Source organism: Wenzhouxiangella limi, assembly GCF_010499265.1.
In the GTDB taxonomy this organism is placed as follows: domain Bacteria; phylum Pseudomonadota; class Gammaproteobacteria; order Xanthomonadales; family Wenzhouxiangellaceae; genus Wenzhouxiangella; species Wenzhouxiangella limi.
The window spans coordinates 1-26,045 of the sequence record NZ_JAAGSC010000031.1; the positions used below are offsets into that span (position 1 = coordinate 1).

Annotated in this window: 32 protein-coding genes; 19 read left to right on the forward strand and 13 right to left on the reverse strand. The window is 65.5% G+C overall.

The features are described 5' to 3' along the window. Window positions 1-370 precede the first annotated feature (370 nt). Window positions 371-652: a helix-turn-helix domain-containing protein gene (locus G3I74_RS01515; protein ID WP_164209510.1), complete on the forward strand. Its 282-nt coding sequence runs from the start codon at window positions 371-373 to the stop codon at window positions 650-652. A gap of 224 nt (window positions 653-876) precedes the next feature. On the opposite strand, the gene G3I74_RS01520 is transcribed toward G3I74_RS01515, so the two are convergent. Both G3I74_RS01520 and G3I74_RS01525 read right to left on the reverse strand, forming a co-directional pair. Further along, a complete protein-coding gene (locus tag G3I74_RS01520; RefSeq protein ID WP_164209513.1) occupies window positions 877-1,149 on the reverse strand; it encodes a BrnA antitoxin family protein in 273 nt (90 codons plus the stop codon). Between the two features lie 208 nt (window positions 1,150-1,357). After that, complete coding sequence (locus G3I74_RS01525; protein ID WP_203594457.1) at window positions 1,358-1,666, reverse strand: FitA-like ribbon-helix-helix domain-containing protein; 309 nt, start codon at window positions 1,664-1,666, stop codon at window positions 1,358-1,360. 51 nt (window positions 1,667-1,717) lie between these two features. On the opposite strand from G3I74_RS01525, the gene G3I74_RS01530 reads away from it, so the two are divergent. Both G3I74_RS01530 and G3I74_RS15810 read left to right on the forward strand, forming a co-directional pair. Next, a complete protein-coding gene (locus G3I74_RS01530; protein ID WP_164209516.1) occupies window positions 1,718-2,143 on the forward strand; it encodes a guanyl-specific ribonuclease in 426 nt (141 codons plus the stop codon). Continuing rightward, a complete protein-coding gene (locus G3I74_RS15810; protein WP_164209519.1) occupies window positions 2,140-2,568 on the forward strand; it encodes a barstar family protein in 429 nt (142 codons plus the stop codon). The genes G3I74_RS01530 and G3I74_RS15810 overlap by 4 nt, the downstream gene beginning before the upstream one ends. Here the strand turns inward: G3I74_RS15810 and G3I74_RS01540 are convergent. After that, window positions 2,565-3,215 (reverse strand): DUF3313 family protein, encoded by a 651-nt coding sequence (locus tag G3I74_RS01540; RefSeq protein ID WP_164209522.1) that lies wholly within the window; start codon window positions 3,213-3,215, stop codon window positions 2,565-2,567. The genes G3I74_RS15810 and G3I74_RS01540 overlap by 4 nt on opposite strands. Window positions 3,216-3,327: 112 nt before the next feature. Between G3I74_RS01540 and G3I74_RS01545 the strand changes: the two genes are divergently transcribed. Together G3I74_RS01545 and G3I74_RS01550 are read left to right on the forward strand one after the other, a co-directional pair. Further along, a complete protein-coding gene (locus G3I74_RS01545) occupies window positions 3,328-3,555 on the forward strand; it encodes a type II toxin-antitoxin system Phd/YefM family antitoxin (RefSeq protein ID WP_164209526.1) in 228 nt (75 codons plus the stop codon). Continuing rightward, the gene (locus G3I74_RS01550) at window positions 3,556-3,975 is read left to right on the forward strand and encodes a PIN domain-containing protein (RefSeq protein ID WP_164209529.1); all 420 of its coding nucleotides are present in this window, start codon (window positions 3,556-3,558) and stop codon (window positions 3,973-3,975) included. Here the strand turns inward: G3I74_RS01550 and G3I74_RS01555 are convergent. The 4 genes from G3I74_RS01555 to G3I74_RS01570 all read right to left on the reverse strand — a co-directional run bounded on the left by G3I74_RS01555 (window position 3,960) and on the right by G3I74_RS01570 (window position 8,404). After that, window positions 3,960-4,862, reverse strand: coding sequence for a carbon-nitrogen hydrolase (locus G3I74_RS01555; RefSeq protein ID WP_476726638.1), 903 nt, complete (start codon window positions 4,860-4,862; stop codon window positions 3,960-3,962). The genes G3I74_RS01550 and G3I74_RS01555 overlap by 16 nt on opposite strands. After that, window positions 4,859-5,848 (reverse strand): agmatine deiminase family protein, encoded by a 990-nt coding sequence (locus G3I74_RS01560; protein WP_164209532.1) that lies wholly within the window; start codon window positions 5,846-5,848, stop codon window positions 4,859-4,861. The genes G3I74_RS01555 and G3I74_RS01560 overlap by 4 nt, the downstream gene beginning before the upstream one ends. A 23-nt stretch (window positions 5,849-5,871) precedes the next feature. Further along, on the reverse strand, window positions 5,872-6,204 hold the full coding sequence (locus tag G3I74_RS01565) for a hypothetical protein (protein ID WP_164209535.1): 333 nt from the start codon (window positions 6,202-6,204) through the stop codon (window positions 5,872-5,874). Between the two features lie 91 nt (window positions 6,205-6,295). Next, the gene (locus G3I74_RS01570) at window positions 6,296-8,404 is read right to left on the reverse strand and encodes a right-handed parallel beta-helix repeat-containing protein (RefSeq protein WP_164209538.1); all 2,109 of its coding nucleotides are present in this window, start codon (window positions 8,402-8,404) and stop codon (window positions 6,296-6,298) included. 167 nt (window positions 8,405-8,571) lie between these two features. On the opposite strand from G3I74_RS01570, the gene G3I74_RS01575 reads away from it, so the two are divergent. Beyond that, on the forward strand, window positions 8,572-9,240 hold the full coding sequence (locus G3I74_RS01575) for an SDR family oxidoreductase (protein ID WP_164209541.1): 669 nt from the start codon (window positions 8,572-8,574) through the stop codon (window positions 9,238-9,240). Window positions 9,241-9,270: 30 nt separating this feature from the next. Here the strand turns inward: G3I74_RS01575 and G3I74_RS01580 are convergent, their stop codons facing one another. From G3I74_RS01580 to rsgA, 3 genes are read right to left on the reverse strand one after another with little or no spacing between them, the layout of a single operon-like run. Further along, a complete protein-coding gene (locus G3I74_RS01580; protein WP_164209544.1) occupies window positions 9,271-9,720 on the reverse strand; it encodes a PIN domain-containing protein in 450 nt (149 codons plus the stop codon). Beyond that, a complete protein-coding gene (locus G3I74_RS01585; RefSeq protein ID WP_164209548.1) occupies window positions 9,710-9,940 on the reverse strand; it encodes a hypothetical protein in 231 nt (76 codons plus the stop codon). Before G3I74_RS01585 ends, G3I74_RS01580 begins: the two co-directional genes overlap by 11 nt. A gap of 55 nt (window positions 9,941-9,995) precedes the next feature. Continuing rightward, window positions 9,996-10,871, reverse strand: coding sequence for a ribosome small subunit-dependent GTPase A (rsgA, locus tag G3I74_RS01590; RefSeq protein ID WP_164209551.1), 876 nt, complete (start codon window positions 10,869-10,871; stop codon window positions 9,996-9,998). A 53-nt stretch (window positions 10,872-10,924) separates the two neighbouring features. Between rsgA and orn the strand changes: the two genes are divergently transcribed. The 3 genes from orn (at window position 10,925) to G3I74_RS01605 (ending at window position 12,111) form a co-directional block, all read left to right on the forward strand. Then, window positions 10,925-11,506 (forward strand): oligoribonuclease, encoded by a 582-nt coding sequence (gene orn / locus G3I74_RS01595; protein WP_338063036.1) that lies wholly within the window; start codon window positions 10,925-10,927, stop codon window positions 11,504-11,506. Window positions 11,507-11,578: 72 nt separating this feature from the next. Continuing rightward, on the forward strand, window positions 11,579-11,791 hold the full coding sequence (locus G3I74_RS01600; protein WP_164209554.1) for an antitoxin MazE family protein: 213 nt from the start codon (window positions 11,579-11,581) through the stop codon (window positions 11,789-11,791). Then, on the forward strand, window positions 11,788-12,111 hold the full coding sequence (locus G3I74_RS01605; protein ID WP_164209557.1) for a type II toxin-antitoxin system PemK/MazF family toxin: 324 nt from the start codon (window positions 11,788-11,790) through the stop codon (window positions 12,109-12,111). Before G3I74_RS01600 ends, G3I74_RS01605 begins: the two co-directional genes overlap by 4 nt. Before the next feature lie 18 nt (window positions 12,112-12,129). Here the strand turns inward: G3I74_RS01605 and ppsA are convergent, their stop codons facing one another. After that, the gene (gene ppsA, locus G3I74_RS01610) at window positions 12,130-14,478 is read right to left on the reverse strand and encodes a phosphoenolpyruvate synthase (RefSeq protein ID WP_164209560.1); all 2,349 of its coding nucleotides are present in this window, start codon (window positions 14,476-14,478) and stop codon (window positions 12,130-12,132) included. 64 nt (window positions 14,479-14,542) lie between these two features. On the opposite strand from ppsA, the gene ppsR reads away from it, so the two are divergent. From ppsR to recJ, 8 genes are all read left to right on the forward strand, one after another. Beyond that, window positions 14,543-15,358 carry a posphoenolpyruvate synthetase regulatory kinase/phosphorylase PpsR gene (gene ppsR / locus G3I74_RS01615; RefSeq protein ID WP_164209562.1) on the forward strand — a complete coding sequence of 272 codons (816 nt, stop codon included), beginning with the start codon at window positions 14,543-14,545 and terminating at the stop codon, window positions 15,356-15,358. Window positions 15,359-15,415: 57 nt separating this feature from the next. Further along, window positions 15,416-15,919, forward strand: a complete 504-nt coding sequence (locus G3I74_RS01620; protein ID WP_164209566.1) for a DUF1249 domain-containing protein — start codon at window positions 15,416-15,418, stop codon at window positions 15,917-15,919. A 127-nt stretch (window positions 15,920-16,046) separates the two neighbouring features. Then, entirely contained in the window at window positions 16,047-17,186 is a 1,140-nt protein-coding gene (gene carA / locus G3I74_RS01625; RefSeq protein WP_164209569.1) for a glutamine-hydrolyzing carbamoyl-phosphate synthase small subunit, read from the forward strand. Continuing rightward, window positions 17,183-17,557 carry a GxxExxY protein gene (locus tag G3I74_RS01630; protein ID WP_164209572.1) on the forward strand — a complete coding sequence of 125 codons (375 nt, stop codon included), beginning with the start codon at window positions 17,183-17,185 and terminating at the stop codon, window positions 17,555-17,557. The genes carA and G3I74_RS01630 overlap by 4 nt, the downstream gene beginning before the upstream one ends. A gap of 46 nt (window positions 17,558-17,603) precedes the next feature. Beyond that, window positions 17,604-20,834 carry a carbamoyl-phosphate synthase large subunit gene (gene carB / locus G3I74_RS01635; RefSeq protein WP_164209576.1) on the forward strand — a complete coding sequence of 1,077 codons (3,231 nt, stop codon included), beginning with the start codon at window positions 17,604-17,606 and terminating at the stop codon, window positions 20,832-20,834. Then, window positions 20,831-21,313: a transcription elongation factor GreA gene (gene greA / locus G3I74_RS01640; RefSeq protein ID WP_164209579.1), complete on the forward strand. Its 483-nt coding sequence runs from the start codon at window positions 20,831-20,833 to the stop codon at window positions 21,311-21,313. Before carB ends, greA begins: the two co-directional genes overlap by 4 nt. Window positions 21,314-21,318: 5 nt before the next feature. Next, window positions 21,319-22,224: a hypothetical protein gene (locus tag G3I74_RS01645; RefSeq protein WP_164209582.1), complete on the forward strand. Its 906-nt coding sequence runs from the start codon at window positions 21,319-21,321 to the stop codon at window positions 22,222-22,224. Beyond that, entirely contained in the window at window positions 22,185-23,933 is a 1,749-nt protein-coding gene (gene recJ / locus G3I74_RS01650; RefSeq protein ID WP_239056520.1) for a single-stranded-DNA-specific exonuclease RecJ, read from the forward strand. Before G3I74_RS01645 ends, recJ begins: the two co-directional genes overlap by 40 nt. A 60-nt stretch (window positions 23,934-23,993) precedes the next feature. On the opposite strand, the gene G3I74_RS01655 is transcribed toward recJ, so the two are convergent. Beyond that, on the reverse strand, window positions 23,994-24,500 hold the full coding sequence (locus G3I74_RS01655; RefSeq protein ID WP_203594458.1) for a glycerophosphodiester phosphodiesterase family protein: 507 nt from the start codon (window positions 24,498-24,500) through the stop codon (window positions 23,994-23,996). A 21-nt stretch (window positions 24,501-24,521) separates the two neighbouring features. Then, window positions 24,522-24,710: a hypothetical protein gene (locus G3I74_RS01660; protein WP_164209585.1), complete on the reverse strand. Its 189-nt coding sequence runs from the start codon at window positions 24,708-24,710 to the stop codon at window positions 24,522-24,524. Window positions 24,711-24,899: 189 nt separating this feature from the next. Between G3I74_RS01660 and G3I74_RS01665 the strand changes: the two genes are divergently transcribed. Beyond that, window positions 24,900-25,802, forward strand: coding sequence for a VOC family protein (locus G3I74_RS01665; protein ID WP_164209588.1), 903 nt, complete (start codon window positions 24,900-24,902; stop codon window positions 25,800-25,802). Window positions 25,803-25,822: 20 nt separating this feature from the next. Beyond that, the gene (locus G3I74_RS01670) at window positions 25,823-26,035 is read left to right on the forward strand and encodes a hypothetical protein (protein WP_164209591.1); all 213 of its coding nucleotides are present in this window, start codon (window positions 25,823-25,825) and stop codon (window positions 26,033-26,035) included. Window positions 26,036-26,045 lie beyond the last annotated feature (10 nt).

A 26,045-nucleotide genomic window follows, 5' to 3' on the forward strand; every position in this document is an offset into this window, starting at 1 on the left:
TGCTGGTTGTCGCGCTCTGGGCGCTGCGGCGTCAGGCCGAGCGCGAGGATGCCGAGATGGCCGAGATGTTCGGCGAGCAACACGCCGCCTGGCGGTCGCGGACGGGGCGGTTTTGGCTATTCGAACTATGACTTTTGTTCTGACTAAGCCTTCGGTGCATTGGCGACGATATACAAAATATTGTATAGTGAGTACATGGCCATGCTGAAATCCGTCGAGTTTCGCGGTCGCTCTCTTGAAGATCTCAGGGAGTTTCCTCTTCCAGCTAGACGTGAGGCGGGTTATCAACTCGATCGGTTGCAAAAACAAGCAAGGCCGATCTTGACTTGGCCTCCAAACGGTTCCGGGAATTGGTGCAGGAGCTAAATCAATGATCAATCAGAGATTTTTTAGCGTCTGGGATGCTATTGAAGACACGCCGGAAGAGGCCGAAAACATGAAGCTTCGTTCTATGCTGATGATGGCGCTCAAGCACCATCTTGACCGCACTGACATGAATCAGGCACAAGCTGCCAAGCTATTCGGCGTCACGCAGCCGCGAATCTCCGATTTGATGCGCGGCAAAATCAATCTGTTCAGTCTGGATGTGCTCGTGAACATGGCCACTGCAGCCGGGCTTCAGATTGAGATGCGGGTCGTTGAAGCGGCCTGAAATAAGAAAAAATGGGCCGGATACGCCCTCCTCTACGCCGCCTCTGCCGTCTATACCGCCACCGCCGTCAGCCTGGGACTGCTGGTTGTCGCGCTCTGGGCGCTGCGGCGTCAGGCCGAGCGCGAGGATGCCGAGATGGCCGAGATGTTCGGCGAGCAACACGCCGCCTGGCGGGCGGGGATGGGGCGGTTTTGGCCGGCGGTTAGAACCAGCACCGGGGCGACTCAGCGCTGCTGACGTTCGACGTCTTCTGCCAGCCAGGCCTTGATGAGCGACTGGCAGGGCATATCGCGCTTGTTGGCTTCGATGCGGATGCGATCGAGCAGCGTTTCGGGCAGGCGCAGCGAGATCGTCCGGGTTGACGGTTTGAGTGCAGGCAGGCGAACCGAGCGCGCCTGGCTCCAGTCAACCTGATCGCTGGAGTCATGGGATTCCCAGTATTCGCGTTCGTCAGCTCCCGTCCTGAATGCTGGCCGGGCCTTGCTGGACTTTGGCATAAATGTCTCGTTCCTTAGCGGCTCAGGGGGCCTTTGATGTCTTTTGCTGGCAGGAGGAAGTGGCAGCGTGGTGCCGGGCTGTTGGCCAGCTTATGATCCAGCGTGGCCAGTTGTACACCGAGCTGTTCGGCAATGGCAACATACCAGGCGTCATAGCTCGTGATATTGCAGCGAAGCGCCCATATTCTCTAGGTGAACACGACGATGCTCATCTGCGGTCGGCATCGCGGGCGGCCAGCAAATCACTAGCGGACAGGGTTTTGTTTGCGCCGGCCTTGCGGAGCCGAATGCGCTCCAGCAATTCTTCCGTCGATGGCCGGGTCGCCATGACTTCCAGTTGCTGACGCAGGAATTCCTGCATGGACTGTCCTCTGCGCGCCGCGCGGGCCGCCAGCTCATCGCGCACATTGTTCGGGACGTTACGAACTGTGATTTGAACGCTCATAACAGGACGATAAGGACCGTGCATGCAAAATGCAAGCAGGAAGCGCAGCTGGCTGACGTGGTACTTTCTCAACGGTCTGGCGTTGCAGAAAGCCGGCCGTTGAAGATGATCTGGACATAGCCGATGCGAAAACTGTTGCTGATCCTGTTGGTCGGCTGGCTGCTGCTGGCCGGCTTTGAGTGGCTGAGCGAGCCGGGCGGATGGTCGTCGCCGCAGGGGGATGCGACCGAGCTCAGCGATTCGGCCCTGGTGGTCGAAGGCGTGGCGGTGCGCGACCTCGATGGCCAAGTGGCCTGGCGTGGCGATGTCGATCTGGGCCCCGTGCTGGCGCGCATCGAGCGCGGTGAGCGTGACCCGCACCGCAACGACGGCGGGGTGTTCCAAAACCGCGAGAGACTTCTGCCTAACCGGCCCGGCGGGCATTACCGCGAGTACGTCATCCGCACGCCCGGGATCGGTCATGCCGGCCCGCAGCGCCTGGTGGTCGGGCGCGATGGTGAGCTGTTCTATACCAGCGACCACTACCGAAGTTTCCGGCGGGTTCGGTGAGCGCGCCGGGTGCCTGGCGCGCGCGCCTGCTCGACTGGCTGGCCGGCGATCAGCCGGTACTGTTTTTAGCCGAGGCCGAGGCCGACGACGAGCAGCTGCTTTTGCAACTAGAGCAGGCCGGATTCGATCCGGTGGCGGTCGATTTGGCCGGGGTTGTCGACAAGTCCGGTCTGATGGCGGCCATGCGCGATGCGCTGGGTCTGGATGCCTGGTTTGGCGCCAACTGGGACGCGCTGAGCGATGCGCTGTACGGCCCCGAAGCGCCGATTGAGCGGGCCCAGGTGCTTGTTCTTCAGCTACCGCCGTCCGGTCTGGAACTGGATGCGGCGGATTTGCGCATCCTGCTGGACATCGTCGCCGAAGTGGCAGGCTCAGAGCGCAGCACCTTGCGCGGTGCCATCGTGACTGGAGGTTGTGCCCTCTAAAGCCCGTCGAGCTGTTCGACGAGGGTGCGGGCCCATTGCCGGATCACGCGCTCGCCCTCGCGCTCGTTGATGAAGCGGTCGGTGAACTCCAGCGGGCGGGCGGTGCGGGCGATTTCCTTGTCGCTGATGCGCGCGACGATGGCGCCGCTTGCGGCGTCTTTCAGCTCACCGACCAGGGTCACGCGGCCGAATTCGGAGACGTAGGTGCGCACCCGGCTCGAACTCATCCGGTCTTCGGGGGCGTTGATGACCAGGTCGATGATTTTCGGCTCGAACACCAGGGTGTTCTCGCCCGCCTCGTCGACCAGTTCGAAGCGTTCGGAGCCCTCCAGCTCGCGCCGGAAGGTGCGGTCGAACAGCTCGGCGGCATCGCGCCGGATTTCTTCGCGCTTGTCGTCGCTCAGCCGCAGCCGGCTGCCGGTCCGGCGCGGGTCCCAGTGGGGGTCGAAGGCGACTTCGACCGGCTCGACAAACAGGTTTTCATAGCTGGCGAAGTCGGTGCCGGGCCGGACCCAGACCTCATCGAGTCCGCGCACCTCGCGCAGTTCCAGACCGTCGTGGGAGTAGTCCGACTGCGGCGTGGTCGCGCAGCCGGCCACAATCAGGGCGGCAGCGGTGAGCAGAGCAAGGCGTAGCGTGGCTGACATGGTGATGGTCCTGTTGCTTGATCGAGGAATCAAGCATAAGACAAGCTGGCATCAGCGATGTTCACCGTGCTATAAATGACCATATGTACATTTTGTAGTGGAGGGCTTTGCCATGAAAACGGTCGCGGTGGTGGATGCGCGCAAGCGTTTCGCGCAGCTGCTGGCTTCGGTTGAAGCCGGTGAGGAAGTGGTCATCACCCGTCGCGGACGGACCGTCGCGCGCCTGGTGCCCGAGCGGCCGCGCACGGCGGCCGAGGTGTTTGCCCCGCTGTGGGACGAGGCTTTTAGCGATCTTGAGGCGCCGGATGATCTTCCCGCCACGCCGGTCAGCGCCTGGTAAATGACTCGCTACCTGCTGGATACCAACATCCTGATTGCTGCCATCAAGGGTGTGACGTCGATCCGGGCCCGGTTGGCGTCGGTCGACGCCTCGGAAATCGTATTGTCGCCGATCGTGCTGGGAGAACTGCAGCTGGGCGTTGAAAAAAGCCGCTTGCAGTCGGCCAACCGGGCGGCCCTGGCCCGGGTCATGCAGTCGTTCGCCTGCTTGCCGCTGGATGGCGAGGTGGCCCGGCACTACGGTGAGATTCGGGCCCGCCTTGAGCGGCTCGGGCAGACCATCGGAGCCAACGATTACTGGATCGCCGCGCAGGCCCGGGCGCTGGATCTGACCCTGGTGTCGGACAATGTGGGCGAGTTTCAGCGTGTCGATGGCCTGCGCCTGGAGAACTGGCTACGCGATCTTCAGGCGCCGCGGTAGCGCTTGAGCAGGTCGGCGTAGGCGTCGATGCGGCGGTCTCTCAAAAACGGCCAGATGCGGCGCACGGTTTCGGAGCGGGCCAGGTCGATGTCGGCGACCAGCACTTCGGCCTCGGTTCCGGCCTCGTCGATGATTTCGCCCTGGGGGCCGGCGATCAGGCTGTGGCCCCAGAACTCGGCGTCCAGGCCTGAGCCTGAGCGGTCGGGCTCGAAGCCGACCCGGTTGACCGACAGCACCGGCAGACCGTTGGCCACGCCGTGGCCGCGCTGGATGGTGCGCCAGGCGTCGAGCTGGCGGTGCTGCTCGTCGACCGTGTCGTTGGGATCGCGGCCGATGGCGGTGGGATAAACCAGGATCTCGGCGCCGGCCAGCGCCATCAGGCGGGCGGCTTCCGGGTACCACTGGTCCCAGCACACCAGCACGCCCAGGCGCCCGACCGAGGTATCGATGGGCTCGAACCCCAGGTCGCCGGGGGTGAAGTAGAACTTCTCGTTGTAGCCGGGATCGTCGGGGATGTGCATCTTGCGGTAGACGCCGGCCAGCGCGCCGTCGCGTTCGAGCACCAGGGCGGTGTTGTGGGCCAGGCCGGGCGCGCGCTGCTCGAAGATCGAGCCGACGATGACCACGCCGTGGCGCTCGGCGGCTTTTGCCAGGATCTGGCGGCTGGGCCCGTCCAGGGGCTCGGCCAGGTCGAACAGGTCCGGGTCCTGGTATTTGCAGAAGTACTCGCTGGCGTGCAGTTCGGGCAGCACGATCAGCCCGGCGCCGTCGGCGGCGGCCTGCGCGATGCCTTCGAGGCTGGCGGCATGGTTGGCCTCGCGGTCCGGGCCCATGGCGTGCTGAACCAGGGCGACGCGCAGGCTGCCGCGATCGGATATCGGCGTCATGGCAGCGCGGCCGGGATGTGCATGCTGGCGCAGTGGGGGCCGCCGTATTGCTCGATCATGACTGACGCCGGCACGCTTTCGACGTCGCGCTTGGGCAGGGTCTCGGCCAGGATCTCGCGCGCTTCGGTGTCGGTTTCGACGCCGTAGGCCGGCACCAGGCAGGCGCCGTTGACGAAGACGAAATTGACGTAGTTGGCCGGCAGCGTGGGATCCACGCCTTCGGGGTGGGGCAGTTCCAGCAATCGATAGGCCTGGCCGTCGGCACGCTCCAGCGCGTCGAGCTGGCCTTTCAGGATACGGCTGCGCTGCGCGTCGGGCTGGCGCTGCCAGGCGATGGTGTCGGTGCCGACAAAGCGGGCCAGGGTGTCGATGTGGCCGTCGGTGTCGTCGCCGGGCAGCGGTTCGATGTCCAGGCCCAGTACGCGCTGGACGTTGAGCAGGGCAAACAGTTCGTACTCGATCTCGGCCCGGCTCAGGTGCGGGTGGCGTTCGTGCAGGCAGTGCCAGTTGACCAGCAGCGTGCCCTGGCCGTCGCTTTCGATCGCCCCGCCTTCAAGTTCGAACAGGTACTGGCGAAAGTGCAGGCGCGAAAACAGGGCGTGGCGGGCGAGCAGGGTGTTGACCCGGTTGTCGCGCGCGGCCGGGTACTTGCCGCCCCAGCCGTTGAACTGGAAATCCAGCGCCAGGCGCTCGCCGCCGCTGACCAGCGTGATCGGGCCGTAGTCGCGGCACCAGGTATCGTCGTAGGGCATTTCGGCCAGGTGCAGACCGGGCAGGGCGCCCAGCCGCTCGGCGGCCTCATCGCTGCCGGGCGGTACCAGCAGCACAACCGGCTGGCGCGGCGCGATGGCTTGGACGAGCTGGACGTATTCCTGCTGAATGCCGGGCAGGCGTTCAGACCAGTCCGAGGCCGGGTGGGGCCAGGCCAGCAGGGTGGCGCTTTGCTGCTCCCACTCTGCCGGCAGCCGGTAGTCGGTGTGCGGCATGGTGATACGGGCAGCCGCCGGGGCTAGTTCTGGCGGTCGGACACTTCGCGCATGACGACCTCGGGATGGAGCACGCTTTCGATGACCAGGTCGTGCTCGAAGTAGACGCTGTAGCCGTCGTAGGTCCAGCGCGTGATCGGCGGCTCACCCACCGCCGGCGCGCGCTCGGTCGGGCTGCCGAAACGCTGCTCGACTTCGGCCATGCTCAGGCCGTTGCCGGGCAGGTCGCGGTTCATGCGCTCCATGACCTTTTCGATCAACAGCATGTCGCCGTCGGTCTGGCGGTCGGCCAGCGCTGCGCCGGCACTGCTCAGCGCCAGGGCCAGTAAACCCAATACCGTCAAACGTCTGATCATCGCAGCCTCCAGTCTGATTCATCCCCGGCCCGCGTCCGGGTCACCGCCGAAGATTACCACAGGCGCCGGCCGAAATAACCCCGCCGGAGCCTCAGTCGGCCTGGAATCGGTCTCTGAACAGGATGTTGGCGGAGCGGATGGCGTAGGCGCCGGCGGCGAAGATCAGCGGGTCGCCGGCATTGACTTCCACCCCGCGCTCGGCCCCCAGGAGATCCGCTTCATTGGCGTAGAAAGAGTCGTCGCAACGGAAGGCTGGGCTGTCCGCGCTCACGGTCCAGTCGCCGCGCTGCGGGCCGCCGAAGTCCGGGTCTTTACCGATGACGTTGTTGGGCCTTCTGGCTTCGGCATCTACGGCTTCAGGATCGTGGGTGACTACGCAATCGGCGAGGTCAAGGATGCCTTCTTCCAGTTCGAAAAAGCTCGACTCGCCGAAATCAGGCTCCCAGACGATGCTGGAAATCAGGTCGAGCGTGGGGCGTACATCATCCTCGAGGGCGTCGAACCGGAGTTGGAACAGGGGTTGTGTGCCGCCCGCAGAAACGTTGCCGGCCATCGTGGTCCAGGCGATTCGGACATCGCCTTCGCTCTCGACGATGCCGCCGATCTGGTTATCCACGATCAGCGAGGATGTGATATCGACTTCCGGGGCGGCTGAATCTTTTTCGAGAGTGCTGATCAGGGAGCTTGCGCCGCCACCGCTGTTGCCACGAATCACCGTTCGCTCGATTGCCAATTCACCGGCCGAGATACGCATCGCGACGCCTGTTGCGATATCGGAAGTTTGACGGTTGTTGATGATCTGCGAGCAGCCGTCTGGGCCGTCGGCAACCGGACAGTCGCCGTCTTCGGACTGCTTGATCGTCAGGCTTGTGGGGCCTCCGAACTGCGAGATACCGGGAACTCTGCGGGCTTCGTTGTCTTCGATGCGGACATCCCTCAAGTTCACATCGGGGCTGCTGTCAAAAGCCGTTTGGAGGTGCATGGCACCGTAATCGTCGTCGGAAATGTTACCCGACAGGTAGACGGGCTGATCTTTCGTGGAATGGCTGCGGTCGCCGCCGTCGATGTTCAGGGCGGAGGCCGATTGGACCCAGATGCCGCCGGCCCCGGATAATCCGAACTGGCCTTCCGGCGTTCTGGCCACGTTGTTCTGAATGCCCTGGTCCGGGCCGCTGGCATAGATGTCGACGTTGCATGAAGCAAGGTACAGCCCACCGCCCCTTCTGGCTTCGTTGTCGTGCACCAGTCCGTCGGTCATGGTGATTTCAGGCCGGGCGCCGGGATCGCCGGACAGGCCGAAGCAATGAAGGCCGCCACCCCAGCCGTCGGCCTGGTTGCCGTCGATCAATGGCTGGCTGTCGATCTGGGTCGTTGCCTCAAGCACGATTTTCGAGCGGCCCCTGACGGAAATGCCGCCACCATTTCTGTCGGCGGAGTTGGCGTGAATGCCGGCCACGACCTGGCCGTTGTCAAGCTCACCGGCGCGCAGGGTCAGATCACAATTGTCCAGGTAGATGCCGCCGCCTGTACCGCCGTTGCCTTCATCATCGACCACGGCCCGATTACCGCTGATCAGGGCAGCGTTGATATCGACTTGGACGGTCGGGTCGGTGTCTTCGGGTTCCTCGCAGTAGATCGCGCCGCCAAGGTTGGCCTGGTTGTTGGTCATTTCGGTGCGCGGTGAATCGACCGACACCCCTTGGCGGAGATTGCCGTTCATGAAGATCGCTCCGCCATTGCCCGTCGTGGTGTTGCCGTGGATACGGACGTTTTCCAGCGACAGAATGGTCGGGTTGCTTAGCCGAATGGCGGCGCCGTCGTCGGTCGTTTCGACCCCGGTAATTTCAAGGTTGATCAGATTGACTTCATAGGGGCCTCCGTCGCCGTCTATTTCGATGGCGGTGCTGCTGCCTGTACCCAGCACGGTGCGTCCGTCAGGCGTATCGCTGGAGCACGACTCGTACCCGCCTTCCAGGGTGAGAGATTTCCCTGCGATCCTGATCGAAACGCCGTCGTAAGACTGGTTATCGGTGATCAGGATGGTGTCGCCGCTGCCGGCCTTGTCGACGGCATCGGAGAGATTGTCGATATCACAGCGGTCATCAGTACCGACCCGGATGGTCGCGGCATCAACCGCCGCTGCCGAGCCGAGCAGCACGCCGGCGAGAATGGCTTGGGTGAAGGGGTTGGTTTTGAACATGGATTGCAGTCAGGTTTGGGCCTTGCCCAAGTCAACGAGAAAGGCGGGCGCGTTCTGCCAGTCGATTTTGCCCGCGCTTGATCTGCGCGGCCGCTGGCGCCATCTCGAGGAGATGGCAACCGACGTTCACTTTTCACGCTCACCGATCATTTTTGCAGGAGAGATCCATGGCTACAGCACTGATTACCGGCGCCAACCGCGGCATAGGCTTTGAACTGACCCGCCAGCTCAAAAACGCCGGCCACGACGTGATTGCGGTCTGCCGCCAGTCCTCGGACGAGCTCGACGCCCTCGGGGTTCGGGTCGAGGCCGGCATCGACATCACCGATGGCGGCAGCCTGACCGAGCTGGCCGATCGCCTGCAAGGCACCCAGCTCGATCTGCTGATCAACAACGCCGGGGTGATGCGCTCGACCAGCCTGGAAGACATCGAGGACCAGCTTGATGATTTCCGCCTGCAGTTCGAGGTCAACTCGCTGGCCCCGCTGCGGGTGACCCGGGCGCTATTGGGCAATCTGCTTGACGGCGGCAAGGTGGTGATCATTACCTCGCGCATGGGCTCGATTGCCGACAACACCTCCGGCGGCAGCTACGGCTACCGCATGTCCAAGGCGGCGGTGAATACGGCCGGGGTCTCGCTGGCCCATGAGCTCAAGGATCGCCAGATCGCCGTCGGCCTGCTCCACCCCGGCTACGTGCGCACCGGCATGACCCGCCACACCGGCCACGTCGACCCCGATGAGGCCGCCGCCAACCTGATCAAGCGCATCGACGAGCTGAGCCTGGACAACACCGGCAGCTTCCGCCACGCCAACGGCGAGGAACTGCCCTGGTAGCGACCCTGATGGTGCGAGGCGAAAGTTCTCCTACCGAGGCGTTTGCCGATCGGGCGGTGGGGTGTCGAAGGGGTTGACGATCCGGACGCTGTCGACGCGCTGCCCGGAGGCCAGATCCTCGCTCAGGACGATGTCGCACTCGGCCTGACAGGCCGCGGCGAGGATGAGCGAATCCCACCAGGAAAACCGGTAGCGGTCTTCCAGCTTCCACGCCCGTTCGAGCACGGGATGATCGATGGTGATGGGGTTCCAGGCGGCCAGGTCGCGCACATCGGCGCGGGCGGCTTGCGGATCCAGGCCGGGTTTCAACTTGCGGGTGACGGTCTGGTAGTACTCCTGCAACACCTGGGTGCTGATCCGACCGGACTGCTGCGACCACAGCCAGTCCATCCAGGCCAGCGCGCGCGGTTGCTTGTCTGGCTCGCTGGCATCGCGCGCGTAGACCAGGACATTGGTATCGACGAAAACGCTACCGGTCATGCAGGCTGTCGCGCTCGGGGTAGCTCTCGTTCGCCGATTTCAGAGGAACCGCTTCTCGCCCGCGATAACGCTCCAAGGCGGCGCGGTACTCGGAATTGCGTAGGCGCTGTTGCTGGAGCAGTTCCCCGATCAATCGCGAGACGCTGGTTCCACGCTGGGCGGCCTCGATTCGCACCCAGCGGGCGGTGTCTTCATCCATGGTGACGGTGACGTTCTTCATGCCACGATTCTAGTGGGCCACGAAGTTCGTGTCCAGTGCTCGGCCGCCGGCCGACTCAGCGCTGAAGGCGTCGCTGCTCGGCCAGCAGGCGCAGCCAGGCGGCGTGGCGGGAGGCGGGGATTTCGCCGTTTTCGGCTGCCACGCGCACGGCGCAGCCGGGTTCGCTGTCGTGGCGGCAGTCGCGGAAGCGGCAGCGCGCGGCGTGGGGCGCGAATTCGGGGAAGCCGCGCTGCAGTTCGGCCGGCGGCATGGCCCACAGGCTGTATTCCCAGACCCCTGGCGTGTCGATGATGACCGCGTTTTCAGAGACCGGATAGACGGTGGCGGTGGTCGTGGTGTGGGTGCCCTTGCCGGTGACCTGCGACAGGGCGCCGGTGCGCTCGTCCAGGTCGGGGATCAGGGCGTTGAGCAGCGAGGTCTTGCCGACCCCGGACTGGCCGGTGAGCAGGCTGGCGCCCGTGCCCAGCAGGTCGGGCAGTTCGGCCAGATCGGCGGCCGGCTTGCAGCGGGTATGGACGATGCGATAGCCCAGCGCGTCCAGATCTTTCAGGTCGGCAAACGGGCCGGTCTCGGGCAGCGCCAGGTCGGCCTTGTTGACCACCACCAGCGCCTCGATGCCGTGGATCGCGGCGCCGGCCAGGTAGCGATGGATCAGGTCGGGACTGGGCGCGGGTTCCGGCGCGATGACGATGACGGCGCGATCAAGATTGGCAGCCACGGCGCGAAAGCGACCGCGGGCATCGCCGCGGCCGAACTCGTTTTTCCGCGGTAGCACTTCGATCAGCGAATCCTGCGCGTCCAGCATGATCCGGTCGCCCGGCAGCGGGCGGATCAGGCGGCGCGGAAAATGGAACGGGACCAGCGGGCCCTGGTCGAGCTGGGCGATGCCGCGGTTGGCCCACGCCCTGACGACCAGCCCCGCTTGGCTCAACGCCCGGCCCCGCGCTGGTATAGTCGCCGACAGGCTTTGCGCGGAACTGTCTCGTGGACGAAAACAACCTGATCTGGATCGACCTGGAGATGACCGGGCTGGACCCGGAGACCGACACCATCATCGAGATCGCCACCATCGTCACCGACAGCCAGCTCGAGGTTCTGGCCGAGGGCCCGGTGCGCGCCATCGCCGTCAGCCAGGCGCGGCTGGCCGGCATGGACGAGTGGTGCACCAGGACCCACACCGAGTCGGGCCTCGTCGCGCGCTGCCTGGAGGAGGGCGTGGGACTGGAGGCGGCCGAGGACGAAACCCTGGACTTTCTGGCCCGCTACGTGCCGGCCGGCCAATCGCCGATGTGCGGCAACTCGATTTGCCAGGACCGCCGTTTCCTGGCCCGCTACATGCCGAAGCTGGAGGCCTTCTTTCACTACCGCAACCTCGACGTCAGCACCATCAAGGAACTGGCCAGACGCTGGGCGCCGGAGATTGCCGAAGGGCTGAAAAAGGAGTCGGTCCATCTGGCGCTGGAGGATATCAGGGATTCCATCGCCGAGCTACGCTACTACCGCGGCTTCATGGGGCCGCTGGCCGGCGGCACCGAGCCGGGCGGCCAGGATCAGGCGTCCTGCTGATCTCTACCGAGGCTTGCGCGGGCGTCGTATTCGTGGTTACATGTAACGCTGAACTTTTCGGGATCACGACGAATGAGCCAGTCGACGCGTGAGCGCGTAGCGGCTTACCGCATCAACCTGCGACGCGCTGGCCTGCGGCCTATCCAGATCTGGGTGCCCGACGCACGCCGCCCCGGTTTTGCCGAAGAGTGCCGGCGTCAGTCCAGGCTGCTGCACGGTGATCCGCACGAAGCACAAACCATGGCGTGGCTGGAAGAGGTGGCTGATCCAGACGGCTGGCAATGAAGCGCGGCGATCTGGTCACGGTCACGCTCAAGGGAGACTACGGCAAGCCCCGACCCGCGCTGGTGATTCAGTCGGACCTGTTCGATGCGCACCCATCGGTGACCATCATGCCGGTGACCGGGGAGTTGCGCGACACGCCTTTGTTTCGGCTGGATATAGAGCCCTCGGAGCGAAACGGCTTGCGCAAGCTCTCGCAGGTCATGATCGACAAGATTCATACCGTCAGTCGCGAACGCTGCGGCAAGCCTTTCGGTTACCTGGAGGAAGACCGCATGGTTGCGGTCAACCGTCTGATGGCCTTGTTTCTGGGCATGGGCTGAATGCGCCAGCCCTGCGTCCTACTTGGCCAGCTTGCGCCAGGTATCGACCACCGTGTCCGGATTGAGCGACATGCTCTCGATGCCCTGGTCGAGCAGCCACTGGGCCAGGTCCGGGTAGTCTGAGGGGCCCTGACCACAGATGCCGATGTATTTGCCCTTCTCGCGACAGGTCTTGATCGCCATGGCCAGCAGGGCCTTGACCGCGCCGTCGCGTTCGTCGAAGCGGTGGGCGACCAGGCCGGAGTCGCGGTCCAGCCCCAGGGTCAGCTGGGTCATGTCGTTCGACCCGATCGAGAAGCCGTCGAAATACTCCAGGAACTCCTCGGCCAGAAGCGCGTTGGACGGCAGCTCGCACATCATGATGATCTTCAAGCCGTTTTCGCCGCGCTTGAGGCCGAACTGATCCATCACCTCGACCACCTCGCGCGCCTCGCCCAGCGTGCGCACGAATGGCACCATGGCCCAGACGTGGTCCAGGCCCATCTCTTCGCGAACTTTTTTCAGGGCCTTGCATTCGAGTTCGAAGGCCGGCTTGAAGCTGTCGTCGACGTAGCGCGAGGCCCCGCGCCAGCCGATCATGGGGTTTTCCTCGTGCGGCTCGAAGGCCTCGCCGCCGATTAAGTTGGCGTACTCGTTGGTCTTGAAGTCCGACAGGCGCACGATCACCGGGTTGGGGCCGAAGGGCGCGGCGATGGTGGCGATGCCTTCGGCCAGCTTGTCGATGTAGAAAGAAACCGGGTCAGGGTAGCCGGCGATGCGCTTGTCGATTTCGGCCTTGAGATCGTCGGACTGGCGGTCGTATTCGAGCAGCGCGCGCGGATGGATGCCGATCATGCGGTTGATGATGAACTCCAGCCGGGCCAGGCCGATGCCGTGGTTGGGGATCTGGGCGAAGTCGAATGCCCGGTCGGGGTTGGCCACGTTCATCATGATCTTCAGCGGGGCTTCGGGCATGTCGTCGAGGCTGTCTTCGGCGATGCTGAACTTGAGATTGCCCTTGTAGATGCGGCCGGTATCGCCCTCCGAGCACGAAACCGTCACTTCCGAGTCGTGCGGCACGTTGCTAGTGGCGTCGCCGCAGCCGACCACGGCCGGAATGCCGAGCTCACGGGCGATGATGGCGGCGTGGCAGGTGCGGCCGCCGCGGTTGGTGACGATGGCCGAGGCGCGCTTCATGATCGGCTCCCAGTCGGGGTCGGTCATGTCGGTGATCAGCACGTCGCCGGCGACCACGTCGTGGATCTGGTCCAGGCTTTCGATCACCTTGGCCTTGCCCTGGCCGATGCGCTGGCCGATGGCGCGGCCCTCGGACAGCACCTCGCTTTTTTCTTCCAGGCGGAAGCGCTCCATGGTCTGGGCGCCGCGGCTCTTGACCGTCTCCGGCCGGGCCTGGAGGATGAACAGCTCGCCCGTCTCGCCGTCCTTGCCCCACTCGATGTCCATCGGCCGGCCGTAGTGTTTTTCGATCGTGATCGCCATGCGGCCCAGAGCCTCGGCGTCTTCGTTGCTGATGGCGAAGGCGTGGCGCAGGTCTTCGGGGGTTTGTTCGGTGACCACGCCGCGTTCGGGCTTGTAGAGCATGCGCGTGGCCTTGGAGCCCAGGGTCTTGCGCAGCAGGGCCGGTTTGCCGACTTCCAGGTTGGGCTTGAACAGGTAGAACTCGTCGGGGTTGACCGCGCCCTGGACCACGCTCTCGCCGAGACCGTAGCTGGCGGTGACGAACACCACCTTGCGGTAGCCGGACTCGGTGTCGAGCGAAAACATCACACCGGCGGCACCCTTGCCGGCGTGGACCATCAGCTGAACGCCGGCCGACAGCGCGACGTCGTGGTGGTCGAAGCCGTGGTGGACGCGGTAGGCGATGGCGCGGTCGTTGTAGAGGCTGGCGAACACCGCGTGCAGCTTTTCGAGCACGTCGTCGATGCCGCGCACGTTCAGGAAACTCTCCTGCTGGCCGGCGAACGAGGCGTCGGGCAGGTCTTCGGCGGTGGCCGAGGAGCGCACGGCCACGGCCACATCGTCACCGTAGCGCTCGCACATGTTGGCAAAGGCGTCGCGGATTTCGCTCTCCAGGCGCTCGGGCAGCGGGGTGTCCATGATCATGGCGCGGATTTTCTGACCGGCGGCGGCCAGCGCCCGGGTGTCTTCGGTGTCCAGGGTCTCGAGTTCGGCGCGGATGCGCTCGGCCAGGCCCGACTGGTCGAGAAACGCGCGAAAGGCGTCGGCGGTGGTCGCGAAGCCGCCCGGCACGGCCACGCCGGCCTCGCTTAAGTGACTGATCATTTCTCCCAGCGAGGCGTTCTTGCCTCCGACCTTCTCGAGGTCCCCCATACCCAGCCGGTCCAGCCAAAGGATATACTCGCTCACGGTTTCTCCTTAAGAAAACGTTTGTTGTGATTCGACCTGACATTGTAAACGCCCGGGGCTGCCCATGAGACGCACCGCGTTCTTCGTTTCCGACGGCACCGCGATTACCGCCGAGACCTTCGGGCACAGCCTGCTGACCCAGTTCAACAAGGTGGATTTCCGCGAAATCCGGCTGCCGTTCGTCGATACCGAGGCCAAGGCCCATGATGCGGTCAGCCTGATCAACAAGGCGGCCGAGGCCGGCGAGGACAAGCCGCTGGTGTTCAGTACCATCGTCAACCACAAGGTCGGGCGGGTGTTAACCAACGCCAACGCCCACATATTCGACATGTTCGCCACCTTCATGGAGCCGCTGGAGCGGGTGCTCGGTATCGAGAGCTCGCCGCGCATCGGTCGCGCCCACGGCATGGGCGACAGCGATACCTACGAAGACCGCATGGAGGCGACCAACTACGCCCTGACCCACGACGACGGCATTTCCAAGCGCCTGGACAAGGCCGACGTCATCCTGGTCGGGGTCTCGCGCTCGGGCAAGACGCCGACCTGCCTGTACCTGGCGCTGCATTACGGCATCAAGGCGGCCAACTATCCGTTGACCGAGGAAGACCTCGAGCAGCCGCGCCTGCCGGCCTTCCTGCGCGAGCACAAGGCCAAGCTGTTCGGCCTGACCATCGACCCGGAGCGGTTGTGCAAGATCCGCGAAACCCGCCGCCCGGGCAGCCGCTACGCCTCGGTCAAGCAGTGCCGCTACGAGGTTGATGCGGCCGAGAGCCTGCTGCGCGCCGAGGGCGTGCCAATGCTGTCTTCGACCGGCTCGTCGGTGGAGGAACTGGCCAGCCGGATTATCCTCCACCTGGGACTGCAAAAAGACGCGTCCTGACGACGACGCGCTGACCCCCTAGGCGAAACGCTTCGGCTGTGATACGCTTCCGCGGCCATGCTGACCCGAGTCCGAAATCTTCATCCGCCGACCCGCGTTCTGGCGCGCCGCCTGCCGGAATTGCACACGGCCGTCTTCCGCGCGCTGGGCGCCATGCTGCCTGAAGGTCTGAACCGCAGTGACTGCCTTGTTTCGCGCGTCGGTTCCGGGCCGGACCTGTTCTTGCAGGTCATCGAGCGCCACAACTACACCAGCTACATCCGCCTGACCTACGTGATCGGCGACGAGCAGCAGCACAATCCCAACGCCCATATTCGCATCTACCATGATGCGCGCATGGCCGAGGCGACTGCGTTCAGCCCGGAACAGGGCATCGAGCGCTTTGCCGGGCCGGAAATCCCCATGCACGGGCTGGTGATTCGCAACTGGCGCCTGAACCAGGCGCTGCTGAAGTGGCTGGACTACCTGCTGGCCGAGGGTCATGGGGCCGACACGCTCAAGCCCGTGGAAGAAACGCCGCCGTTTCTCGATCTGCCGGTCGACCAGGAAGCCGCGGGCTGAGGCCGGCGCGCGGGGGCAATTTGGCTGGCCCCTTTCTTGCGCTTTGGTTACAATCCGTGATGTAGTGCCCAGACGGGTCGGCTGATTCTCGGCCAGGCCCGTTTCGCATATTCGGAGGTCGTTCATCTTGTCTCGACTGCAGGCAATACTGGCGCTGGAAGACGGTCGCACGTTTTCCGGCCATGGTTTCGGTGCGCCCGGCCAGCGCGTCGGCGAGGTGGTATTCAACACCGCCATGACCGGGTATCAGGAAATCCTCACCGATCCCAGCTACGCCAGGCAACTGGTGACGCTGACCGCCTCGCACGTGGGCAATACCGGCGTCAACGCGCTGGATCCGGAGTCGGACCGGGTCTACTGCAACGGCCTGATCGTGCGGCACTATCCGCGGCGCTACAGTTCCTGGCGGGCGCAAGCCTCGCTGTCGGACTACCTGGCCGACCACGGCGTGCCCGGTATTGCGGGCCTGGATACCCGCAGCCTGACCATGCATTTGCGCGAGCACGGGGCCCAGAACGGCTGCCTGATGGTGGGCGAGGAGGTTGATGCTGACCAGGCGCTGGGGCTGGCGCGCGGCTGCGAGCCCATGGCCGGTCAGGACCTGGCCAGTGGCGTGACCTGTTCGTCGCCGTATGCCTGGACCGAAGGCGCGCTGGATTTGTCCAGCGGTCGCTTCGGGCCCAGCCGTGGGCGTCATCACGTCGTCTGCTACGACTTCGGCGCCAAGCGCAACATCCTGCGCATGCTGGTCGACGCCGGCTGCCGGGTGACCGTGGTGCCGGCCCGCCACCCGATCGACGGCCTGCTGGCGCTGCAGCCCGACGGCGTCATGCTGTCGAACGGCCCGGGCGACCCCGAGCCCTGCACGTACGCCATCGACGCTATCGCCCGCCTGCTCGAGCGCGGCGTACCCACCTTTGGCATTTGCCTGGGCCATCAGCTGCTGGCGCTGGCGGCCGGCGCGCGAACGGTCAAGATGAAGTTCGGCCACCACGGCGCCAACCATCCGGTCAAGGACCTGGCTACCGGCCAGGTGCTGATCACCAGCCAGAACCACGGTTTTGCCGTCGACGAGGACTCGCTGCCCGAGCACGTTGTCCCCACCCACCGCTCGCTGTTTGACGGCAGCCTCCAGGGCATCCGCATCGACGGCAAACCCGCAATGGGCTTCCAGGGCCACCCCGAGGCCAGCCCCGGCCCGCACGACCTGCGCGGCCTTTTCGGCCAATTTGTAAAGATGATTGAAACCGCAGATGAACGCGGATGAACGCAGATGTGAATGCTTTGACGGAGCGAGTCATTGGCTGCGTCTACGCCGTAAGCAATGGACTGGGTGCCGGCTTTCTGGAATCGGTCTACGAAAATGCTCTGGCATTGGAATTGGCGGCTGCCGGGATTTGCTTTCAGCGACAGAAATCACTTCGAGTCTATTACGCTGGGGAAGTGGTCGGGCAGTTTGCTGTAGACCTCCTTGTCGAAGATTGCGTACTGGTCGAACTCAAGGCGGTTCGTGCGTTGCTGCCAGAGCATCAAGCCCAGCTGATCAACTACCTGAAAGCTGCCCGACTCAGCGTCGGCTTGCTGGTCAATTTCGGTACGCCGAAAGCCCAGATCAAGCGCATGGTCCACCAGCTATGAACTTGCATCCGCGTTCATCTGCGTTCATCTGCGGTTAAAAAATCTCATGCCCAAAAGAACCGACATTCAATCCATCCTGATCATCGGCGCCGGGCCGATCGTGATCGGCCAGGCCTGCGAGTTTGACTATTCGGGGGTGCAGGCGGTCAAGGCGCTGCGCGAGGAGGGTTACCGGGTGATCCTGGTCAACTCCAACCCGGCCACGATCATGACCGATCCGGAGGTGGCCGACGCGGTCTACATCGAGCCGATCCGCTGGGACATCGTCAAAGAGGTGATCGCCAAGGAGCGGCCCGACGCGCTGCTGCCGACCATGGGCGGGCAGACCGCGCTCAACTGCGCGCTCGATCTCGACCGCCACGGCGTGCTCGAAGAGTTCGGGGTGCAGATGATCGGGGCGTCCAAGCAGGCCATCGACATGGCCGAAGACCGCGACCTGTTCCGCAAGGCCATGGCCGAGATCGGCCTGGAATCGCCCAACGCGGCGGTCGCCCACAGCCTGGAAGAAGCCTACGAGATCCAGCAGGATCTCGGCTTTCCGGTGATCGTGCGGCCGTCGTTCACGCTGGGCGGGTCCGGCGGCGGAATTGCCTACAACCGCGAGGAGTTCGTCGAGATCGTCCGCCACGGGCTGAACCTGTCGCCGACCAACGAGGTCCTGCTTGACGAGTCGCTTTTGGGCTGGAAGGAGTTCGAGCTCGAAGTGGTGCGCGATTCGGCCGACAACTGCATCATCATCTGCTCGATCGAAAACATCGATCCGATGGGCGTGCACACCGGCGACTCGATCACCGTGGCCCCGGCCCTGACCCTGACCGACAAGGAATACCAGGAACTGCGCAACGCCGCGGTCGCGGTCCTGCGGAAGATCGGGGTCGATACCGGCGGCTCGAACGTGCAGTTCGCGGTCTGCCCCGACACCGGCCGGGTCGTGGTCATCGAGATGAACCCGCGCGTATCGCGCTCCTCGGCGCTGGCCTCCAAGGCCACCGGTTTTCCGATCGCCAAGGTCGCGGCCAAGCTGGCCGTGGGCTATACCCTCGACGAGCTCAAAAACGAGATCACGGGCGGGGCGACCCCGGCGTCGTTCGAGCCGACCATCGACTACGTGGTCACCAAGATCCCGCGCTTTGCCTTCGAGAAGTTCCCGGCCGCCAACGACCGCCTGACCACCCAGATGAAGTCGGTCGGCGAGGCCATGGCGATCGGCCGGACCTTCCAGGAGTCGCTGCAAAAAGCCCTGCGCTCGCTGGAAACCGGCCTCGACGGGCTCGACCCGGTGGTGTTCGAGGCCGATGAGCAGCGCGATGAGCTGATGCTGATCCGGCGCGAGCTGCAGGAAGCCGGCGCCGATCGCCTGCGCTACGTGGCCGAGGCGTTCCGGCGGGGTTTGAGCCTGGACGAGGTCCACATGCTCTCGCGCATCGACCCCTGGTTTCTCGACCAGATCCTGGAGCTGGTCCAGGTCGAGGCGCGCACGGCCGCCGCCGGCGTTGCCGGGCTGGATGCCGAGCACCTGCTCGAGCTCAAGCGCTACGGTTTTTCCGATGCCCGCATCGCCGAGCTGGTCAAGGTCGGCGAGGCCGATGTTCGCCAGCTGCGTCAGCGCTCGGGCATCCGGCCGGCCTACCGCCGGGTCGATACCTGTGCCGCGGAGTTCGCCACCACCACCGCTTATCTTTACTCCACCTGGGGCGAGGGCTGCGAGGCCGAGCCCACGGACAAGCGCAAGATCATGGTCCTGGGGGGCGGGCCGAACCGGATCGGGCAGGGCATCGAGTTCGACTACTGCTGCGTCCACGCCGCCCTGGCGATGCGCGATCTGGGTTTCGAGACCATCATGGTCAACTGCAATCCCGAGACCGTGTCGACCGATTACGACACCTCCGACCGGCTGTACTTCGAGCCGCTGACGCTCGAAGACGTGCTGGCCATTGTCGAGATCGAGCAGCCGGAGGGCATCATCATCCAGTTCGGCGGCCAGACCCCGCTGAAGCTGGCGCGCGACCTGGAGGCCGCCGGTGCGCCCATCGTGGGCACCACGCCCGACTGCATTGACCTGGCCGAAGATCGCGAACGCTTCCAGCACCTGCTCAACGAGCTGGGCCTGAAACAGCCACCCAACCGCACCGCGCGCAACCCGCAAGAGGCGATTGTGCTGGCGCGCGAGATCGGCTACCCGCTGGTGGTGCGACCGTCCTACGTGCTCGGCGGGCGGGCCATGGACATCGTCCAGGGCGAAGACGAGCTCGAGCGCTACATGCGCGAGGCGGTCAAGGTCTCCAACGACTCGCCGGTGCTGCTGGACCGCTTTCTCGATCACGCCATCGAGATCGACGTCGACGCGATCTGCGATGGCGAGCGGGTCATCATCGGCGGGATCATGGAGCATATCGAGGAGGCCGGCGTGCACTCCGGGGACTCCTCGTGCAGCCTGCCGCCGTTCTCGCTGTCAGACGATGTGATCGCCGAGATCGCCGAGCAGACCCGGCAGATGGCCAGGGGCCTGCACGTGGTCGGCCTGATGAACGTGCAGTTCGCCCTGCAGGGCGAGCAGCTCTACGTACTCGAGGTCAACCCCAGAGCCTCGCGCACAGTGCCGTTCGTGGCCAAGGCCACCGGCGTGCCGCTGGCCCGGGTGGCCGCCCAGTGCATGGTCGGTGAGACACTGGAAAAACAAGGAATTACTGAAGATCTTAAAAGTAACTTCTATTCCATAAAAGAGCCCAAATACCCGTTCATCAAGTTCCAGGGGGTCGACCCCATTCTGGGTCCGGAGATGCGCTCGACCGGCGAGGCCATGGGCGTGGGGTATTCCTACGGTGCGGCGGTGGCGCGCGCCCAGCAGGCGGTCGAGATTCACGCTGCCGCCTCGGGCAGGACGTTTTTGAGCGTGCGCGATGCCGACAAGGCGCGTCTGCTGCCGGTCGCCCGCGAACTCGTCGAGCGTGGATTCACGCTGATTGCCACCGAGGGGACCTGGAAGTTCCTGGTTGAAAACGGCGTCGAGTGTGACTATGTCAACAAGGTCACGCAGGGCCGGCCGCACGTCGTCGACCTGATCAAAAACGGTGAGATCGACTACATCGTCAATACCACCGAAGGACGCCAGGCGATCTCGGATTCGTTCTCGATCCGCCGGACGGCACTGCAGCACAAGGTCAACTACTCGACCACCATCGCCGGCGCGCGGGCCACCCTGCGCGCCCTGGATCACTGGAACGAGCGCGGCGTGCATTCGCTCGCCGAGCTGTACGCAAGCAAGGAAACGACATGAGCCAGATTCCGATTACGCGCGCGGGCGCCGAGCGCCTGCGCGCAGAACTCGATCGCCTCAAAAAAACCGAGCGTCCGGCCGTCATCGCCGCCATCGCCGAGGCGCGCGCCCATGGCGACCTGAAGGAAAACGCCGAGTACCACGCCGCGCGCGAGCAGCAGGGCTTTATCGAGGGCCGGATCCAGGAACTGGAAAGTGCCCTGGGCAACGCCCGGGTTATCGACGTGGCCACGGTCAACGCCGGCACCAAGATCGTGTTTGGCGCCACCGTGACCCTGCTCGAGGAAGTCGAGGGCGCCGAGGAGGTGACCTGGCAGATCGTCGGCGATCTGGAGGCCGACGTGAAAGAGCGGCGGCTGGCCATCAGCGCGCCGCTGGCCCGTGCCCTGATCGGCAAGGAGGAAGGTGACGTGACTGAATTCGACGCACCCAACGGTCGTCGGGTCTACGAAATCGTCGAGGTCGCCTACAACGGCTGACGACGGTGATCATCGTCGCGGTTCCGGAGCTCGACGCGCTGCTGAGCGGACAGCCCGCGCTGCCGCCCCGCCTGCGCGCGATGCTGGCCCGCGGCCAAAGCCGGGCGCTGGATGAGTCCGCCTGGGCCGCCGAGCTGGTAGCCGGCCGCGCCGTGGCCGCCGCGCCCCTGACCCGGCGGCTGGACGCACCGGAGGACGCCGAGGGGTTCTGGCTGCGGGCCGATCCTGTCGTCTTGACCCCTGACCTGAGCGCGGTCTGGATTCGGCCGGGCGCGCGGCTGGATGCCGGCAGTCCGGCGGTTTCAGAGCTGCGCGATGTCCTGGCCGAGGCCGGGCTGGCGTTCGACCTGCCGCATCCGGAGCGTGGCTATATCCGGCTCGAGCGTCTTCCCGAATGCCGCTTTGTGCCGCCAGCCGAGGTGCACGGCGAGAGCATGGATTACGTGCTGCCGGCCGGTCCGGACGCCGCGCGCTGGCGCCGACTGCTCAACGAGTGCCAGGTGATCCTGCACCAGCAGGCCGACGCGGCCGATCCGGGCCGTCCGGGCGGCCTCTGGTTCTGGGGGGCGGGCAGCCTGCCGCCGCGCGACCAGATTCGGCCGCGGGTTCGCCATTTGTCCGGAGCCGATCCGCTGTGGTCGGCGCTGGCGGCCTGGCTGGGTCTGGAGCACGCGGCCGAGGCTGACGCTGGCCCGGCGCGCGACGGCAGTCTGATCGAATGGCAACCGGATCCCGCGCTCGACCAGGGCGCCAACCTTGCTGCGCTGGATGAATGGCTCACGCCGTTGTGGCGCAGACTGCGATGGGGTCGGCTGCACGCCCTGGAGATCGCCGGACGGCGTCGCGTCTGGCGCCTGAGTCCGGCGGCCGCATGGTGTTTCTGGCAGCGTTCAGCCACGCTGCCGACATGATCCGTACGGTCGCCATCCGCCGGCGCGAGCGTGCGCCACAGGCCATGACCGATGTCCACCCGGTACTGGCGCGGGTGCTGGCCGGGCGCGGCCAGCGCGAGGCGCCGGACTACTCGCTCAAAGGGCTGCTGCCGCCCACGATGGGTGGGCTGGAAGGCGCGGCCAAACTCTTGGCCGAGGCCATTCAGGCCGGCCAGCGCATCCTGGTGGTCGGCGACTTCGATGCCGATGGCGCGACCGGCACCGCGCTGGCGGTGCGCGCGCTGACCAGCCTGGGGGCGCGGGACGTGGCCTGGAAAGTCCCCGATCGCTTCCGCCACGGCTACGGTCTGAGCTCGGCCCTGGTCGAAGAAATCGCATCGCCCGCCCCCGACGTGCTGGTCACGGTGGACCAGGGCGTGAGTTCGGTTGCCGGGGTGGCGGCCGCGCAGGCCAAGGGCATGCGGGTAATCGTCACCGACCACCATCTGCCCGGCCCGCAGCTGCCCTCGGCCGAAGCCATCGTCAATCCCAACCTGGCCGGCGAATCCTTCGGCTCGACCGCGCTGGCCGGGGTCGGGGTGATGTTCTACACCGCCATGGCGGTGCGCGCGCGCTTGCGCGAGCTGGGCTGGTTCGACCGCCGGCCGATTCCGCGCCTGGACGGTCTGCTGGACCTGGTGGCCTTGGGCACGGTGGCCGACCTGGTGCCGCTGGATGAAAACAACCGCCGCCTGGTCTACCAGGGCCTGGCGCGGATGCGGGCCGGCCAATGCAGCCACGGCGTGCGCGCGCTGCTGGAGGTTGCCGGGCGCAATCTGCGCCACGTGCAGGCGGCCGATCTCGGTTTCGCGGCCGGTCCGCGCCTGAACGCTGCCGGCCGACTGGAGGACATGGGCATCGGCATCCGCTGCCTGCTGGCCGACTCCGAGCGTGCGGCGCGCACCCTGGCCGGCGAGCTGGACGTGCTGAACAATCAGCGCCAGGCCCTTCAGGCCGACATGCTCCAGGCGGCCGAGGCCCAGGCCGATGAACTGGCCGGACGCCTCGACGGCACCGTCCAGGGCCTGTGCGTGTTCGATCCGGACTGGCACCAGGGCGTGGTCGGTCTGGTCGCCGGACGACTGATGGAGCGCCTGCAGCGCCCGGTAATGGCGTTTGCGCCGGCCGAGCCGGGCAGCAGCGAACTGAAGGGCTCAGGGCGCTCGCCGGCCGGGCTGCACATGCGCGATCTGCTGGTCGATATCGATACCCGGCAGCCGGGGCTGATGGCTCGCTTCGGCGGCCACGCCCGCGCCGCGGGGCTGAGCCTGGAGCGCGACCGGCTCGCCGCCTTCAAAAGCAGCTTCGACGAGTGCCTGGCCCGGCACGAGTTCGCCGATGAAGTGGTGCTGACCGACGGTGAACTGGGTGCCAGCGAGCTGAGCGCGGAAACGGCCGCGGTGCTGGAGCGGGGCGGGCCCTGGGGCCAGGCCTGGCCAGAGCCGCTGTTCGACGGGCGCTTTCGGGTCCTGGAGCGGCGTATCGTCGGCCAGGCGCATTTGAAGATGAGGCTGCAGCCCGAGAGCGGCGGCGAGGCCGTCGAGGCGATCGCCTTTCGCGCCGGCAGCCTGCTGCGCAACGAGCTGCCTGATCCGTTCCACGTGACCTACCGCCTTGAGCTGAACCGCTGGCGCGGTCAGATCAACCCGCAACTCAACGTCCAGCACCTGGTCGAAAGCGGTCCCTGAGGACCCGTCAGATCGTCGGCAGCGTGTTGCGACAACCCTGTGGCCGAGGCTTTGCGGTCCTCAGGCGTCGGCTTCTTCGGCCACCAGATCGAGGTTTTTCAGCCGGAAGCGGTCGCTGATCCAAAGCAGCAGGCGTTCGGGGGCGGACAAATCGTTGCGCGCCCCCATCACCTGTCGCGCCAGGGCAGGCTTGACCTCGCGCAGGGTTGGCGTGTGCTCGGCGGCATAGGCCGGGTCGAACCAGCTGCCGATATCGATCCCGGCCAGATCGGCCATGGTGGCGTTCCATACCTTCAGATCGATACCGGCCATCTTCATGAAGTCGCTGTCGTGGGCGACCACGATCTGGCCGTCGGCGGTCTCCTGGACGTCGATCTCGACCCAGTCGCTTTGTTCGACCAGGGCCTGCTCGACGGCGGCCATGCTGTTCTCCGGCCGCGTGACGGATGCGCCCCGATGGGCGATGATCTCGATCTCGCGCTCGGCGCTGACGCGCTCGGCCATCACGGCCACATCAAGGACGCTGACGACAATGGACAGGCTGGCGAGCGTCAGAGCCCCGATCAACCCCGCCGGCGTCAGCAGGAATCACGCGATGTCCTGGTCGGTGACCGCGTCCTGTCCCGATGCCGCCAGGGCGGCGGCCAGCCCAAGGCCTGCCAGCGGTACGATGACCGCCGCCACCAGCAGCCGGACCGCCAGATGAATCAGCGTGAACGCCCCCAGAAAGCCCAGGGCGGCGCGATAACTTGCGAGAACCTCGCGCAAAACGCTCACGGCTGCGTTTGCGCTCCGAAACCCGACCGCCACGACCGCATCGATCTCAAGCCCGGCAGGGCCTGTTTGTCTGAAGAACGGGTGCTGCTCTGCATGCGGGGAGTATAGAGCGGCCCGTGTTGTAGGACACGGAGCGGGCGGGTACACTTCGGCAAGGCTCGAAACCGCAGCCACCACAGGAGAGCAGCAGTGATCCGATTTCCGCGCAGCGGCGGCCGTCTTGCCCTGGCAGCGCTTATGCTCATCGTCGCCGGCGGTTGCGCCAGCCTCGATACCGCCCGCATTCCGCCCGTCGATACCGCCGGCATCGAGCCCATTCCGGGCAAGATCGTGTGGCATGACCTGCTCACCGAAGACCCGGCAGCGGCGCGGCGTTTCTACGCTGGGCTGTTCGGCTGGACCTTCCGCGACGTTGACCTCGGTCGCGGCCAGACCTATACCGTCATCGAGCACGAGGGGCGCGTCATCGGCGGACTCGTCGACGCCCGCGGCATCAGTCGCGAGGCTAACGTTTCGCAGTGGGTTCCGGTGCTCTCCATTGCCGAGATGGACGCGGCGATGGCCGCGCTGGACGCTGCCGGCGGCCAGGTCTTCCAGGCGCCCCTGGAGATTCCGCAAAGAGGTCGGCTTGCCGTGGTTGCCGACCCCCAGGGCGCGCTGCTGACCTTGCTCGAGCCCCGTGAGGGCGACCCGCCGGATCGCCCCGCCAGGCCTGGCGACTGGCTTTGGAGCGAGATCTGGACCTCGGATCCGGAGGCTACGCTCGCTTTCTATCAATCTCTGGTGTCGGCTTACCGGGTCGAGCGCGTGGGTGAGAACGGCGAATATCGTATTCTCAGTACGGGCGGTATTCCGCGAGTCGGCGTGGTGCGCAAGCCGGTCGAACGCATCGCCGATACCTGGCTGGCTTACGTGAACGTCGCGGATCCGGCGGCCACGGCTGCCGCCGCCGAACGGCTCGGTGGCGAGATTCTTCTGCCGGTTCGTGATGACCCGCGCGGCGGCGAAGTTGCCATCCTGAACGACCCTGCCGGCGCCGGTTTCCTGGTGCAGAGCTGGGAACCCGCGACAGAGCAAAAGGCAAACCGCTGAGGAACCAAGGAGAACAACCCATGCGAACCGTGATCGGCCCGACCCATTCCCGCCGCATCAGATTCCGCGCCGGACGGCGTGTGGTGCTTGCCGCGGTCTGTCTCGCGACCGCGCTTATGCTGACCGGCTGCTCCAGCGGCGGGGTTTATGCCAATGTCGGCATTGCCGGCCCGACCGTAAACCTGGGTCCGGTGTCCGTTCGAACCGGGGTGAATATCGGCCGCTGGCTCTGAGCCAGCGGCG

Bases quoted from the DNA above. Each gene is read 5' to 3' on its own strand.
- G3I74_RS01515 (WP_164209510.1), top strand. From the start codon at position 371: ATGATCAATCAGAGATTTTTTAGCGTCTGGGATGCTATTGAAGACACG.
- G3I74_RS01520 (WP_164209513.1), bottom strand. From the start codon at position 1,149: ATGCCAAAGTCCAGCAAGGCCCGGCCAGCATTCAGGACGGGAGCTGAC.
- G3I74_RS01530 (WP_164209516.1), top strand. From the start codon at position 1,718: ATGCGAAAACTGTTGCTGATCCTGTTGGTCGGCTGGCTGCTGCTGGCC.
- G3I74_RS01540 (WP_164209522.1), bottom strand. From the start codon at position 3,215: ATGTCAGCCACGCTACGCCTTGCTCTGCTCACCGCTGCCGCCCTGATT.
- G3I74_RS01545 (WP_164209526.1), top strand. From the start codon at position 3,328: ATGAAAACGGTCGCGGTGGTGGATGCGCGCAAGCGTTTCGCGCAGCTG.
- G3I74_RS01550 (WP_164209529.1), top strand. From the start codon at position 3,556: ATGACTCGCTACCTGCTGGATACCAACATCCTGATTGCTGCCATCAAG.
- G3I74_RS01555 (WP_476726638.1), bottom strand. From the start codon at position 4,862: ATGACGCCGATATCCGATCGCGGCAGCCTGCGCGTCGCCCTGGTTCAG.
- G3I74_RS01560 (WP_164209532.1), bottom strand. From the start codon at position 5,848: ATGCCGCACACCGACTACCGGCTGCCGGCAGAGTGGGAGCAGCAAAGC.
- G3I74_RS01565 (WP_164209535.1), bottom strand. From the start codon at position 6,204: ATGATCAGACGTTTGACGGTATTGGGTTTACTGGCCCTGGCGCTGAGC.
- G3I74_RS01570 (WP_164209538.1), bottom strand. From the start codon at position 8,404: ATGTTCAAAACCAACCCCTTCACCCAAGCCATTCTCGCCGGCGTGCTG.
- G3I74_RS01575 (WP_164209541.1), top strand. From the start codon at position 8,572: ATGGCTACAGCACTGATTACCGGCGCCAACCGCGGCATAGGCTTTGAA.
- G3I74_RS01580 (WP_164209544.1), bottom strand. From the start codon at position 9,720: ATGACCGGTAGCGTTTTCGTCGATACCAATGTCCTGGTCTACGCGCGC.
- G3I74_RS01585 (WP_164209548.1), bottom strand. From the start codon at position 9,940: ATGAAGAACGTCACCGTCACCATGGATGAAGACACCGCCCGCTGGGTG.
- G3I74_RS01600 (WP_164209554.1), top strand. From the start codon at position 11,579: ATGAGCCAGTCGACGCGTGAGCGCGTAGCGGCTTACCGCATCAACCTG.
- G3I74_RS01605 (WP_164209557.1), top strand. From the start codon at position 11,788: ATGAAGCGCGGCGATCTGGTCACGGTCACGCTCAAGGGAGACTACGGC.
- ppsR (WP_164209562.1), top strand. From the start codon at position 14,543: ATGAGACGCACCGCGTTCTTCGTTTCCGACGGCACCGCGATTACCGCC.
- G3I74_RS01620 (WP_164209566.1), top strand. From the start codon at position 15,416: ATGCTGACCCGAGTCCGAAATCTTCATCCGCCGACCCGCGTTCTGGCG.
- G3I74_RS01630 (WP_164209572.1), top strand. From the start codon at position 17,183: ATGAACGCAGATGTGAATGCTTTGACGGAGCGAGTCATTGGCTGCGTC.
- carB (WP_164209576.1), top strand. From the start codon at position 17,604: ATGCCCAAAAGAACCGACATTCAATCCATCCTGATCATCGGCGCCGGG.
- greA (WP_164209579.1), top strand. From the start codon at position 20,831: ATGAGCCAGATTCCGATTACGCGCGCGGGCGCCGAGCGCCTGCGCGCA.
- recJ (WP_239056520.1), top strand. From the start codon at position 22,185: ATGGTGTTTCTGGCAGCGTTCAGCCACGCTGCCGACATGATCCGTACG.
- G3I74_RS01670 (WP_164209591.1), top strand. From the start codon at position 25,823: ATGCGAACCGTGATCGGCCCGACCCATTCCCGCCGCATCAGATTCCGC.